The 13299-nt window shown below is 52.7% G+C and carries 15 protein-coding genes and 1 tRNA gene; 5 read left to right on the forward strand and 11 right to left on the reverse strand.

All coding sequences use genetic code 11. The features are described from left to right. Nucleotides 1–93 precede the first annotated feature (93 nt). Nucleotides 94–861, forward strand: a complete 768-nt coding sequence (locus AArcSt2_RS12900; RefSeq protein ID WP_174654129.1) for an alpha/beta fold hydrolase — start codon at nt 94–96, stop codon at nt 859–861. 3 nt (nt 862–864) lie between these two features. On the opposite strand, the gene panB is transcribed toward AArcSt2_RS12900, so the two are convergent. Then, nucleotides 865–1677: a 3-methyl-2-oxobutanoate hydroxymethyltransferase gene (panB, locus tag AArcSt2_RS12905; RefSeq protein WP_250585223.1), complete on the reverse strand. Its 813-nt coding sequence runs from the start codon at nt 1675–1677 to the stop codon at nt 865–867. Between the two features lie 99 nt (nt 1678–1776). Here panB and AArcSt2_RS12910 point away from each other — a divergent pair, with 99 nt between their 5' ends. Further along, complete coding sequence (locus tag AArcSt2_RS12910; protein ID WP_174654127.1) at nt 1777–2067, forward strand: DUF5822 domain-containing protein; 291 nt, start codon at nt 1777–1779, stop codon at nt 2065–2067. Between the two features lie 4 nt (nt 2068–2071). On the opposite strand, the gene AArcSt2_RS12915 is transcribed toward AArcSt2_RS12910, so the two are convergent. The 6 genes from AArcSt2_RS12915 to AArcSt2_RS12940 all read right to left on the reverse strand — a co-directional run bounded on the left by AArcSt2_RS12915 (nt 2072) and on the right by AArcSt2_RS12940 (nt 6980). After that, the gene (locus tag AArcSt2_RS12915) at nt 2072–2599 is read right to left on the reverse strand and encodes an HAD family hydrolase (protein WP_174654126.1); all 528 of its coding nucleotides are present in this window, start codon (nt 2597–2599) and stop codon (nt 2072–2074) included. Between the two features lie 50 nt (nt 2600–2649). Continuing rightward, entirely contained in the window at nt 2650–3777 is a 1128-nt protein-coding gene (locus tag AArcSt2_RS12920) for an acyl-CoA dehydrogenase family protein (RefSeq protein ID WP_174654125.1), read from the reverse strand. 45 nt (nt 3778–3822) lie between these two features. Then, nucleotides 3823–4800 carry an AIR synthase family protein gene (locus AArcSt2_RS12925; RefSeq protein ID WP_250585224.1) on the reverse strand — a complete coding sequence of 326 codons (978 nt, stop codon included), beginning with the start codon at nt 4798–4800 and terminating at the stop codon, nt 3823–3825. Between the two features lie 60 nt (nt 4801–4860). Continuing rightward, a complete protein-coding gene (locus tag AArcSt2_RS12930) occupies nt 4861–6087 on the reverse strand; it encodes an alanine--tRNA ligase-related protein (RefSeq protein WP_250585226.1) in 1227 nt (408 codons plus the stop codon). A 78-nt stretch (nt 6088–6165) separates the two neighbouring features. Further along, a complete protein-coding gene (locus tag AArcSt2_RS12935) occupies nt 6166–6711 on the reverse strand; it encodes a helix-turn-helix domain-containing protein (protein ID WP_250585228.1) in 546 nt (181 codons plus the stop codon). Between the two features lie 184 nt (nt 6712–6895). Continuing rightward, nucleotides 6896–6980, reverse strand: a tRNA-Leu gene (locus tag AArcSt2_RS12940). Nucleotides 6981–7143: 163 nt separating this feature from the next. On the opposite strand from AArcSt2_RS12940, the gene AArcSt2_RS12945 reads away from it, so the two are divergent. Beyond that, nucleotides 7144–7704 (forward strand): DUF420 domain-containing protein, encoded by a 561-nt coding sequence (locus AArcSt2_RS12945; RefSeq protein ID WP_250585230.1) that lies wholly within the window; start codon nt 7144–7146, stop codon nt 7702–7704. Here AArcSt2_RS12945 and AArcSt2_RS12950 read toward each other — a convergent pair. The 4 genes from AArcSt2_RS12950 to AArcSt2_RS12965 form a co-directional block, all read right to left on the reverse strand. Continuing rightward, nucleotides 7698–8390, reverse strand: coding sequence for a halocyanin domain-containing protein (locus AArcSt2_RS12950; protein WP_250585232.1), 693 nt, complete (start codon nt 8388–8390; stop codon nt 7698–7700). The two genes, AArcSt2_RS12945 and AArcSt2_RS12950, sit on opposite strands and share 7 nt — an antisense overlap. A 74-nt stretch (nt 8391–8464) precedes the next feature. Then, nucleotides 8465–9979 (reverse strand): amidophosphoribosyltransferase, encoded by a 1515-nt coding sequence (gene purF, locus AArcSt2_RS12955; RefSeq protein ID WP_250585234.1) that lies wholly within the window; start codon nt 9977–9979, stop codon nt 8465–8467. A 219-nt stretch (nt 9980–10198) separates the two neighbouring features. Further along, nucleotides 10199–10372, reverse strand: a complete 174-nt coding sequence (locus tag AArcSt2_RS12960; RefSeq protein ID WP_174654118.1) for a 50S ribosomal protein L37e — start codon at nt 10370–10372, stop codon at nt 10199–10201. Beyond that, nucleotides 10369–10605 (reverse strand): LSM domain-containing protein, encoded by a 237-nt coding sequence (locus AArcSt2_RS12965; protein ID WP_174654117.1) that lies wholly within the window; start codon nt 10603–10605, stop codon nt 10369–10371. Before AArcSt2_RS12965 ends, AArcSt2_RS12960 begins: the two co-directional genes overlap by 4 nt. A 289-nt stretch (nt 10606–10894) precedes the next feature. Between AArcSt2_RS12965 and AArcSt2_RS12970 the strand changes: the two genes are divergently transcribed. Both AArcSt2_RS12970 and idsA3 read left to right on the forward strand, forming a co-directional pair. Then, complete coding sequence (locus tag AArcSt2_RS12970) at nt 10895–12241, forward strand: ribonuclease J (RefSeq protein ID WP_174654116.1); 1347 nt, start codon at nt 10895–10897, stop codon at nt 12239–12241. After that, the gene (gene idsA3, locus AArcSt2_RS12975; RefSeq protein ID WP_174654115.1) at nt 12241–13287 is read left to right on the forward strand and encodes a geranylfarnesyl diphosphate synthase; all 1047 of its coding nucleotides are present in this window, start codon (nt 12241–12243) and stop codon (nt 13285–13287) included. Before AArcSt2_RS12970 ends, idsA3 begins: the two co-directional genes overlap by 1 nt. Nucleotides 13288–13299: the final 12 nt, after the last annotated feature.

Below are 13299 nucleotides of genomic sequence, written 5' to 3' on the forward strand. Positions count from 1 at the left end.
GTTAAAGACTTGTATTGTGGTTCACACCTATCGTTGTTACTTCGTGAGCTGTTGACCCCGATAGTTTATTTTGGCTCGTCGGGAGTATGTGGTATGGAGCGGGTTACACACCACGGACGGGAGACTGCGTATCGAGTGTTCGATCGAGACAGTTCAGGGGAAACAGTCCTGTGTGTCCACGGAAGCGGTGGCTCTCATGCGGTTTGGAAGTCACAAAGCCGCCTCGCAGACGAATATACCATTGTTGGGCTTGATCTCAGTGGACATGGTAACAGTGATGATGTCGAGACTGATCCAGGATATGAAGCACTGAGTGCGTACGTGGACGATGTTGTCGCAGTTGCAAGCGCAGTTGATGCCGATATTCTTGTTGGTAACTCTCTCGGCGGTGCAGTGGTGCTTGAAACGGTCCTCAACCGTGAGTATGAGCCATCGAAATTAGTTCTTACAGGAACCGGTGCTCGCCTTGCTGTGCTTGATGATCTTCTTTCATGGCTGGCGGATGATTTCGAACGGGCGATCGAATTCTTACACGCCCCCGACCGGCTCTTTCATGACCCATCCCCACAGCTCGTAGAGATGTCACTGGCTGCAATGCAGGACGCCGGACAAGCAGTTGTTTCCCGCGACTTTCAGACCTGTCACACATTTGATGTCCGGGAGAAAATTGCGACGATCGAGACCGAAACGCTCGCTGTTGTTGGTGAGCATGATAAACTCACGCCAAAACGCTACCACGAATACTTTGTCTCCGAGATGCCCGACTGCTCATTAGCGGTTATCGATGATGCAGCGCATCTTCCGATGCTTGAAAATCCAGCCCAATTTAATGAGACGCTCCGATCGTTTCTCTCCACCTAGTACTTAGTAGAGTTCATCTAGTTCTTCTTCAATGTGGCTTTGCTCTGCAGTTGGGAACTGCCCGTTTTCGACCGCATCTTTGTATGCCGTAACTGCGTTTTGAATTTCAGAACGGACGTCGCCAAACTGTTTTGAAAATGGTGGCGACCACTCATCTAAGCCAAGTACATCTGTAATCACAAGCACCTGCCCATCACAGTCTCGACCAGCGCCGATACCGATCGTTGGAATCGAAATCTCCGATGTAACCTGTGCTGCCAAGTTTTCCGGGATATGTTCTAAGACAAGCGAGAATGCACCCGCAGACTCATGTTCGCGTCCGAGCGCAAGGATTTCGCGTGCTGCCTGTTTTGTTGTCCCCTGACGACCGTATCCACCAATCTGATTCACATGCTGGGGTGTCAAACCAAGGTGTGCCATCACCGGGATTCCAAGCTCTGTCAACCGCTGTGTCGTCTCGACAGTGTGTGCACCACTTTCGAGTTTGACTGCATCAGCCCCGGCTTCTTTCAACATCATGCCCGCGTTTCTAATTGTCTCTGCTTCATCAACCCCGAACGAAAGAAACGGCATATCCGCAACGACAAGTGCGTTCTCTGTGACACGGGAGACTGCGGCGGTTCGGCTTTTGACCTCGTCGATAGTTACGGGAAGCGTTGATTCATGACCCAATACGGCGTTGCCCATGCTATCACCGACAAGAATGATATCAATTCCAGCCTCGTCAATGAGCTTTGCTGTTGGCGCATCGTATGCGGTGAGCATCGTAATTGGCTCCGAGCCGGCCTGTTCTCGGAGGCCCCGTGTGGTGACCATAGCCGCCATTCTATCTCAAATAAGTAAACAAATCCGATCTGTCCTGGTCTTTCACGGAAAACCGCAACGACATTAACCACCGACCAGCTACTATCGGATGTGCCGGAACTTATCGAACGCACAGACCCGGAGGGTGTTGATTTCGGCTGGGTAATGCAAATGACGTTCGTCCTCACAATACTCATTGGCGCGCCGATCGTCGCGATCCTCTCGGCATTTACAGTACTTCCTGGATGGGGTGCACGTGCGAGCTTTGCGATCCAAGTTGGCGCGCCCATTTGGCTCTGTACGTCGATCGCACTGTTTCTGTATGAAAAACGCCGCGTAGGAAACGAAGCAGACACAGAGGAAGAACGTGAGCCAACTGATACGGACACAGACACCGCCTAAGCAGCTATGGAACGTAGCGAAAGTCGGTCCCAGCCCTCTCAGCGGTTGTTTTATCACTCTCTGAATCACCAATAAATAGTGTCTCTTCTGGTGTTGCACCCAGCCCGTCGATCGCTGCGAGCAACGGCTCTGGATCGGGTTTTTGTTTTGGAACGGTATCTCGACCAACAATGGCGTCGACATCGCTGTGGAGGGTGTGCGTCTCAAGGGCAATCTCACATGCCGCCTCGCAGTTGAGCGAACAGACCCCGACGGGAACAGAAAGCGAAGAAACATCATCCGCGAGCGCAAGTCGATCGGATGTCCGAGCACCCTCTCGTTCGTGTGCGCTGATTGCATCCTCAACAGCGCCACCCAACCCAACCGATGATGCTTGAGCTGTGAGCGTCCACAGGTCTTCGCCTGCGACATCAATATCTTCCGCAGCATACACTGCAATAACATCACGGGCGACCGCAGCCCAATCAACCTTCAAATAGACGAGTGTTCCATCAAGATCATAGACGATCGCGTCATATCCATCGTACTCCATACAACAGAGACGTGGTTCGGGCGAAAAACTGCTTTGGCTACAGTAGCAGTCTAATCAAGCACTCCACGAGCGATGATCTCTTTTTGAATTTCAGATGTACCCTCGTAGATCGTTGTAATCTTTGCATCACGGTAGAACCGCTCAACATCGAACTCGGACATATACCCATAGCCGCCGTGGATCTGAACTGCCTCGTTTGCCACATCAACAGCAGCCTCACTTGCAAAGTATTTCGCCATTGCCGCAGTCACTCTGTTATCTTCACCGGCATCATCCTGTCGCGCGGCCTCATGGACGAGTCCGCGTGAGGCCTCAATCTGGGTTGCCATCTCTGCGAACTTATGCCGAATTGTCTGGATCTCCGAAATGGGTGCATCAAACTGCTCTCTTTCATGCGCATACGTTCGTGCCTGATCGAACGCCGCCTGTGCGACACCAACTGCCTGCGCCGCAATCCCTACCCGACCACCAGTGAGGATATGGAACGCTGCTGACAGCCCTCGTCCCTCCGCAGTAAGTCTGTTTTCGGCAGGAATACGAACGTCATCAAACGTGAGTTGGGTGGTATCGCTTGCGCGGAGTCCAAGCTTTTCCTCTTTTTTGCCAACCTCAACACCGGCTGTGGATTTTGGAACGAGAAACTGTGTCACTGACCCGTCGTCTTCCGGGTCGGTTTTTGCAAAGACGATCGCAACTTCGCCTCGCTGCCCGTTTGTGATCCACTGTTTTCGCCCATTGAGGACGTATTCATCACCCTCCCGAATAGCAGTTGTACTCATCTCTGCAGGGTTTGATCCTGCCTCCGGCTCTGACAGGCAAAACATCCCAACTGGACGGCCAGTCGCCATCTCCGGAAGCCACTGCTCTTTCTGTTCGTCAGTTCCGAACTCGGAGAGACACGAAGTCGCAAGACAGTGTACCGAAAGCGCCGTAGCAACCGCAAGTTGGCCGTACGCAACCTCCTCATTAACGAGTGCATAGGTAACCCGATCGGCCTCATAGCCACCGTATTCGAGCGGGACAGTTAAGCCAGTGAGATCAAGTTCTGCAAGTCCATCCCACAGATCTTCAGGAAACGTCTCCGTTTTGTCCGCCTCCTGTGCACCCTCACGTAGTTCTTCGACAGCAAACTCCCGAACCACATCACGGATCGTTCGCTGCTCAGCAGTCAGTTCCATACTGCTGTTTGGAACCTATATGAAAAAAAGTGATTGTTTCTCCGACTACTCCCAGAGCGGATACAATTCGTCTTTTCCAGGGTCGGTAATCCGTGTTCTATCTAGAACGACTGCACCGGTCTCATCGTCTGTGGGCGATCGAGCCGTTCCAATACTCGTTGCGTCAATTCCATTTGTTTGCAGCGATGTCAGCGCAGCGTCAGCGCTCTCGGATGGAACCGCAGCAAGGAGTGCACCGGAGCCGAAGATCGACAACGGGTCCACGGCCATTGCGTCACAGATTTGTTTGGTTTCGTCTCGGATCCGAATCTGTTCACGTGAGATATGTAGATCAACCGCTGATGCGGCTGCCATCTCACAGAGTCCCGCGCGGACGCCTCCTTCTGTTGGGTCATGCATTGCGGTTGCAACCGATCGCAGCAGCCTCGATTCGGGCAACACGCTAATCTCATCAACAAATGTTTGTGCACGCTCGATAATTTCGGGCTCAACGCCTCGATCCAAAAGCGTCGATTCGAAATCGCTTGCTAAGATCGCCGTCCCTTCAATTGCCGCCCCTTTTGTCAGTATAATCGTGTCTCCCGGAGCTGCGCCGCCCGTTGGAATGAACCGATCGGTCCGACCAAAACAGGTGATCGAAAGCGTCGGGCGGGACAGTTCGGGGAGATACTCAGTATGTCCGCCAACGATCGTTGCACCGATCGCTGTTGCCGCCTCATCTAGTTGTGTTGTAAGCGTTTTAAGCAGCGCTGGGTCATCGCTTGGCAAAAAAAGAACATTTGTTAAAAACTCCGGATCAGCACCCGACGCGGCGACATCGTTTGCCGCAATGGGGACGGCAAGCGTTCCTGCGGATTCGGATGCAAGCGAAATTGGGTCGCTACTAACGACCAAGATCGCATCGCCAAGATCGATCGCTGCAGCATCCTCCCCATACGTTGCCCCGGTTTGCACCGCGTCGTTCGGTGCACCAGTCCGTGCGAGCACCCGTGCGAGCACGTCTGGGTCAAGCTTTCCGATCATTGTCTACAAACTGTAACGGCAATCGGTTGAACGTACCGAAGTTAGCTATTTGCAGGTGTGCTATTCGTGGGCGTGCGATGCTGCACACTCGGTGAGGAACGACACAACCGCATCAAGATCGCCGCTCAATCCGCCACCCTGTGCGAACGTCTCGCTTCCGCCACCGCCGCCACCAAACTCCGATGTAACATCGTTTACCAGTTCGCCCGCACCCGGAGACCCGGTGGATGCGATAACCACAAACGGGGCACTGGCACTCCCAACAACAGCAACAACAGGCACCTCATCTCCAACAACATCTTTGGCAACAGTGCCGGCGTCGGTCGCGTCAAACCCACCTACGGTCCCGACCGCCCACCCATTGCCAACTGGATCGAATCCGCGTATGTGTTGTTTGAGGAGCCTTGATTTGAGTGCTGTAACTTCGGCACGTAGCTCATTCTGCGTGGTGGTGAGTCGATCGACTGCGTTCGGTAACTCCGTAATGCCCGTTTCGGCAGCATGAGCCGCGTCGATCGCAGCCTGATGCACCGTTTTCCGCTGTTCGATCCCAACTGGACCAACAGCAAACTCCACGCGAGTCATTCCTTCACCAGGATTCGATCGAGAGAGAACTGAGATCGGTCCAATCTCGTTCGTATTCGCCACGTGTGTCCCACCACACGCCGCAACATCCCACGGATCATCGCCGTCACCAGTTCCGTGAATCGTGACGACGCGAACGGTGTCTCCGTTGGCCATTGCGCCATCTTCAGTTTTTGTATTGAATGCAATCTCCTCCATCTCTCGAGCAGTTTCAACGGGAACTTCCTCCCACGATACCGACAGCGAGTCCCAAACAACACGATTCACAAGCCGTTCGAGTTCAACCAGCACTGAGTCGTCGATCTTAGTTGGTGTAACAAAATCAACCCGTACTTTTTCAGCGTCAATATCAAACCCGCCGTACCCCAGATCATCCAACAATCGTCTTCCGGCTCCATAGAGTGCATGGCTAGCCGTATGTGCTCGCATACAGTATGTCCGGAATGGTGCATCGATCACACACGGAACCGTCTCTCCAATAGCTGCGTCGATCGGCGCAGAGAGCGTATGCACATGTCCTTCTTCCCCTTCTTGAACTGCTTCGACGGAGATGCCTGCGATCGTCCCCCGATCGGCCGGCTGCCCGCCACTTTCGGCATAAAAATATGAGTGATCTAACACAACATCTGTCCGATCGATCGAACGTATTTCAGCATCGAATGAACGCACGGTCGGATCTGCCGCAGCACGTTGCCCTGTCATTGTATGCTATGTACTCACGCAACAACGCACAAAAAGATACAGCAGCCAACGCCGATCAATAGCTACCCTGGGTTTGGGTCACTCGTCTACGAGTGCGATCTCAAGTTCCTCTTCGATTGCTCGAATGACAGATCCACCGACACCTGCGCGTGTTGCCCGACCCTGTTCAACCGCGAGAAGGTCTTTCTCAGAAACATCAAGCGTCTCTGCGAGCCCTTCAAGCGTGTAGCCTGCATCTTGTCGCGCGGTCTCGACAACCTCGCCATAGCCGGAGATGAGATACGGGAGCCGATCGCGCTCGTAGTTTGTCCCCTCCTTTTCCCAATGTGTCGAGTCGCCTTTCCCTGCGTCATACATTTTTGCAGCGCGTTGGGCGGCTCGCTTTTTTCGACTCCGTTCGGAGTCAGGGCGATCGTTGCCTTGGTCCTGCTGTCGGTTGGCATTCTTTCGGTGTCGGTTTTTGTTTTTATTTTGGTTTTCTCCGTGTGGGGCACACGATTTACAGACTAACAGCTCCGCTCCTGCGACGTTTGCCCGGCGGAGCTTTGCGCTTTCGCTTCCGCATAGCTCACAGGAACCACCATCCCCACCACCACCAGATCGACCTGTTGAGTATTTCGCCATACCGATGCTGTACTCACCGCGTGATGTTAAACCCGTGGCTGTCAGTGATCCATGTGGGTGTATCCTACTTGCGGTACGAGATCGGTCCACGTGACCTGTTGGTCAAGATTGTAGTTTTTGGAAAATGTGCGTGGGTGCTGCCTGAGAGCAACACCTGCATCGGGTGGGTGTACCACCTAAACGATGCGTGGGACCGGATTTGAACCGGCGGACCTCTACAGGACAGCGCCCTCAACGCTGCGCCGTTGGCCTGGCTTGGCTACCCACGCTCGTTGCGTGTTTTCTGCGTTTTCTCGTATCCGTGGGGAAGATAAAAGCCCTTCCTTTTGCTGGCGCTGTGACTCTGTGTGACATCGCCACGGCGATCGAATCTATCAACTGACGGTTCACACAAGTCAGAACCATTTTCGATCGAGCATCCCAATAGCTGCCATGGAACGTTCCACGCTCAAAAATAATGTCCCTGCACTTACTGCACTCTTGAGCATCATCTCGCTTGCACTTGTCTTTGGGGCTGTCCTTCAAGCAATCCCACAGTCAGTTATCCCCCGGTTCGACCCATTGCTGGCACTCATTCCGCATCTTAATGTTGTGCTGAGCCTTGCGGCGATCGGCACAATTCTTGCAGGATGGCGCGCAATCAGACAGAACCGTGTTGGAACACACAAAAAATTCATGCTTGCATCGTTCGCCCTGTTTGCTGGATTTCTCGTGTTCTACCTCTATCGTGTTGCACTTTTGGGACCCGGCGAGTTCCCGGGGCCGGATACAGTCTACCTCTACATCTATCTCCCAACGCTTGCGATCCACATACTGTTGGCCGTAATCTGTGTTCCATTCGTCTTCTACGCGCTATTGCTCGCAGGGACACGCCCTGTGGCGGAGATCTATGATACACGGCACAAGACAGTCGGAAAAATTGCGGCTGTTCTGTGGTTAATCTCGTTCAGCCTCGGAATCGTCGTGTATCTGTTCTTATACGTGCTTTACTGACCGTATACTTTGCCGTCACTGTCACCATCTACGTCTCCAGGATTGTAGACAAATTTTAACAGCACTGCAAACAGCGCTGGTGACAACAGTGCAACAATCCCTGCACCGCCAATTAGATACGCAGGTGGGATAGGGAAATCATCAAGAAATCCGGCTGCCGGTTCGGCTTCCTCGTCGCCATCACCATCTTCAGCCGTATCTTCGTCCGTGTCTGCATCGATGAGTGCCTCCTCATCGATCGCATCACCAACCGCAACGGCACCCTTCATTCCAAGCGCTTCATGCGGCGTACAGACGTATGTGAAGATTCCCGCTCCTTCAAAGGTGTGCTCAAATGTATGCCCATCATCATCGACAATTTCGCTTTCAAATTCGCCATCGCTCTCGGCGACGTTATGACCGCCTCCTTCACCGGTCCACTCCCACACAACTGTTGCTCCCTCGTCGATCGCGATCGCTGGAGGATCGTACAGTAATCCGTCATCACCGGCCCCAACAGTGACTGTTACCGTCTCCTCACCACGGAAGTCCGACGTACCCTCATAATTATCAACGTCATCAAACCAACCATCATACGGGTCTTCTTGTGCGGTGACCGGGGTCGAGAGTGCAGCCGCGGCAGTCAGTCCAACACCAAGGCGTAAACAGTCACGCCGATCGATACGTGGAGCTGTTGCATCGCTCATAACCAAAACATACGCTGGCGTAGACAATAAGTACAACTCCGGATCTCACCCGCTGAGAATGTTACACCCACCGATTAGTCGTCTGCGGTGACTGGCTCTTGTGTTCCGATGTCTGGTCGAGAGACATCCCGATCAGTTGTCTCACCATCAATATCGTACGGATACTCACCAGTCACACAACCAAGACAAAGATCGGCACGACTGCGTTCGAGTGCGGACGCAACGGCATCAATTGAGAGATACGCGAGTGAGTCTGCTTCGATTGTCTCACAAATTTCGGCAACGCTTTTATTCGCTGCAATAAGTTCATCTCTGGTTGCCATATCAATACCCATATAACACGGCGCAATGATCGGTGGTGCACCAATTCGCATATGGACTTCTTCTGCGCCGGCATCCTTGAGAAGGCTCACAAGCTGCATTGATGTTGTTCCACGGACGATCGAGTCGTCGATGATGGTCACGGTTTTCCCTTCGATCGTGCTTTTGATCGGATTGAGCTTGAGCCTGACAGCCCGTTCGCGCTCATCCTGTGTCGGCATAATAAACGTCCGTCCAACGTACCGATTCTTCATCAGCCCTTCCGCAAACTCAACACCGGTATCATCTTCCTCACGAGGCTCTCCGGTAGCCGTTGTTTCGTTTGCGGCATCAGCATAGCCAGAGGCAAACGCACGTCCAGAGTCAGGCACGGGCATCACAACATCAGATTCAACACCACTTTCTTCCCAGAGCTGTCGGCCAAGCTCTCTTCGCACCTCATACACAAGTTTTTCATCAATAATTGAGTCCGGTCGAGCAAAATAGACGTGTTCAAAAAAGCAGTGGGCGGTGTTTTCTTCTTGAACGAGCTGATATGAGTCATATCCTGCGCCACCGCGCTCAAGCACGACGAGTTCACCTGGCCGAACGTCGCGGATTAACTCACCATCGAGGGTGTCGATGACGGCAGATTCGGAGGCAAGAACGTAGCCGTCCTCAAGTTCTCCGATGCAGAGCGGTCGATTTCCTTGTGGATCTCGAACACCAATCACTACGTCATCATGCATAATCGCAAGCGAGTATGAGCCATGGATCCGCTCCATCGTTCGTTTGACGGCACGGATCAGATCCTCGTCCAGCAGATTTCGCGCAATGTCGTGTGCAATAACTTCTGTATCCCCATCCGAGGTGAACGCATGACCAAGGTTTTCGAGTTCTTCGCGGATCTCATCAGCATTGACGAGATTTCCGTTGTGTGAGAGCCCTAATGATCCCGATTTGAATGAGACCGAGAATGGCTGTGCGCAACAGGAGTTGACGCTCCCAGCAGTGGGATATCGAACGTGACCAATCCCTGTTGCTCCGTTGAGCGAATCAAGGTCGTTCTCCGAGAACGCATCGCCAACAAGCCCCATTTCGACGTGGCTGTGTTGTTGGAATCCATCGTGAGTAACGATCCCCGCGGATTCTTGTCCACGGTGTTGCAGCGCGTACAACGAGTAGTACAGTGGTCGCGCAGCGTTACGATCGTCCAAAGAGATCCCAACGACACCGCATTTTTCTGTCGGCCCATCAGTATAGCCGCCGAAATCCCGGCCCTGTGGCATATACAGTATACAATGAGTCAATGGGTAAAAAGACACGTGTTTGGTTCAAACGATGCATTCTCGCTGTTGAAATATGCATGTTTGTGTATTCAAGCGTGAAAATGCAGCGCTGTCGGTCTCGTTGTCAGTACGTGCAGCGTTGGAGATAGAACCGAAAAAAGAGGGAAAGAAATCGCTCAGCGATTGGTGAATGTATAGAGAAGGAAAAACGAGTATCGATTACTCGCCAGCCTTTGTCTTCCACTCGTAGTCGCGGCGTTTTGCGGATTTTCCGAAGCCGCATGACGAGCAGACCTTTTTCCGGACGTGGTATGATTTTTCGCCACAGCGTCGACATTTGACGTGTGTCGTCTTGTTCTTCTTCCCTTGAGACGGTGTTCCGGCTCCAGTCATACAGTTATCGAAACGACGTTATCGCCGCGTATAATGGTTGTGTCTTCGATCGGCTCTGCTGTAGGGTCACCCAGAACAGCCTCGTCAATGACGGAGTCATCCGCATCAAGTACGACGTTCATGTGTTGGTCATAGCCTGAAAGCTGTCCGTAGACCGTATCACCGTCTTTGAGTCGGACGGTTACAGTCTGTGCGAGTGCGCCTTCGAGTACGTCCAACGGTCGTCCACTCATGTTTCAACGGGTCGCCGAGCGAGTAATAAACGTACCGAATCGTTCGGTACAAGACGATAACCGAACCCACGAGTTTTTAATAGAGGACGTACAACCACCAATACCGAAAACCCGCGGGCAAGTGTTTCGGAAACGGGTGCATTTTCGATCGCACCAGCCGAATCATAGCGGGGTCGAACACCGACGGACCAGACCGGCCGGGGCTCGTGGCCCCCACGCGGATTTACGTGAGCAACATCGCCACAACGTGGCATTTCGATGCTCGGAACCACAACACACTACGATAACCATGGAAATTGAAATCGCAACCATTGGCGGTTATGAGGAGGTCGGTCGTCAGATGACGGCCGTCCGCGCAGGCGACGATGTCGTCATCTTCGATATGGGTCTGAACCTCTCGCAGGTTCTCATCCACGACAACGTCGAGACTGAAAAGATGCATAGTTTGGACCTGATCGACATGGGTGCCATCCCGGACGATCGAGTCATGAGTGACCTCGAAGGAGACGTGCAAGCGATCGTCCCAACACATGGCCACCTTGACCACATTGGCGCACTCTCAAAGCTTGCACACCGATACAACGCACCGATCGTCGCAACACCGTTTACGATCGAACTCGTCAAACAGCAGCTCCAAGGAGAAAACAAGTTCACCGTAGAGAACGATCTGGTGAAGATGTCTGCCGGCGAGACGATGTCGATCGGCGAAAAGTGCGAGCTTGAGTTTGTCAACGTCACCCACTCGATTATCGACGCGATCAACCCAGTCCTTCACACACCAGAGGGAGCGATTGTCTATGGCCTCGACAAGCGAATGGACCACTCACCAGTACTTGGTGATCCGATCGACATGAAACGCTTCCGTGAGATTGGCCGCGAAGGCGAAGGCGTCCTCGCATACATTGAAGACTGTACCAACGCAGGCCGGAAGGGCCGCACACCATCTGAATCCGTTGCACGTCGTCATCTCAAAGATGTTATGTACTCAATTGAGGACTATGATGGTGGTATTGTCGCAACCACATTCTCGAGCCACATTGCACGTGTGAAATCGCTCGTCGAGTTTGCAGAGGAGATCGGTCGTGAGCCGGTGTTGCTCGGTCGATCAATGGAAAAATACTCCGGCACCGCAGAGCGACTCAACTTTGTTGAATTCCCTGAGAATCTGGGGATGTACGGTCATCGAAAATCCGTTGATCGGACGTTCAAACGAATTATGAAGGAAGGCAAAGAGAACTTCCTCCCGATTGTCACCGGCCATCAAGGAGAGCCACGTGCAATGTTGACTCGAATGGGCCGCGGTGAAACGCCATTCGAACTGGATGATGGTGACAAAGTCATTTTTTCTGCACGAGTGATTCCAGAGCCAACCAACGAGGGACAACGGTACCAATCCGAGCGGCTTCTGAAGATGCAGGGTGCACGGATTTACGACGATATCCACGTTTCAGGGCACCTCCGAGAAGAGGGTCATTATGAAATGTTGGATGCCCTACAGCCACAGCACGTGATTCCAGCGCACCAGAACCTCAAAGGCTTTGCACCGTACGTTGATCTCTGTGAGAATCAGGGCTACGAACTGGGCCGTGATGTGCATGTCACACGAAACGGCAACATGATCAAATTGGTGGAGTAATGACACAGAACGCGACGGAAGAGCGCGTCTTGCACGCAGTTGGTGAGCGCCGTGAGCTCGTCAACAGCGCGATCGATAAAGAGCTACCGCTACAGAAACCAGAGCGGCTCTACGAAGCATCGAGATACATTCTCGAAGCAGGTGGGAAGCGGCTCCGTCCAACAGTGACGTTACTCGCTGCAGAATCACTTGCAGACGTGGAACCGCTTTCAACCCCATATCGATCGTTCCCAACCCTTTCAGATGGGGCAATTGATATGATGAAAGCAGCAGTCTCGATCGAGATTATCCAGTCATTTACCCTGATCCACGACGACATTATGGATGATGATGATCTTCGTCGAGGAGTTCCATCCGTTCACAAGCAGTACGATACGTCTACTGCAATTCTTGCAGGAGATACACTATACTCAAAAGCGTTTGAGATCATGACTAACACCGGCGCTGCACCGGAGGATGCACTTGAATCAATGCGGCTCTTATCAACAACGTGTACAGAGATCTGTGAAGGTCAAGCGCTCGATGTTTCATTTGAAGGCCGAGACAGCGTCCTTCCAGAGGAGTATCTGGAAATGGTTGAGCTAAAAACGGCCGTACTGTACGGCGCTGCCGCTGCTGTTCCGGCAGTTCTGATGGGTGCAGATGGTGACGTTGTTGATGCACTGTACCAGTACGGAATTGATTCGGGGCGTGCGTTCCAAATTCAAGACGACGTTCTCGATCTTACCGTACCAAGCGAGAAGCTCGGTAAACAGCGCGGTTCAGATCTCGTCGAGAATAAAGAGACGCTCATCACACTCCATGCAAAACAACAGGGTGTTGATGTTGCCAATCTCATTGACACAACCGATCCAGAGAGTGTTACTGAGGACGCGATCGATGAGGCTGTCGCAGAACTTGAAGCAGTCGGAAGTATCGCATATGCTCGAGAGATGGCAGAGGACCTCACAGATCGTTCCAAAGCACAACTGGAGGTGCTCCCAGATAACCATGCTCGGACGCTTCTCTGTGAGATCGCGGACTATCTTATCACACGTGGCTACTAACACACCCACGTG

The organism is Natronocalculus amylovorans (assembly GCF_023638035.1).
Taxonomy (GTDB): Archaea; Halobacteriota; Halobacteria; order Halobacteriales; family Haloferacaceae; genus Natronocalculus; species Natronocalculus amylovorans.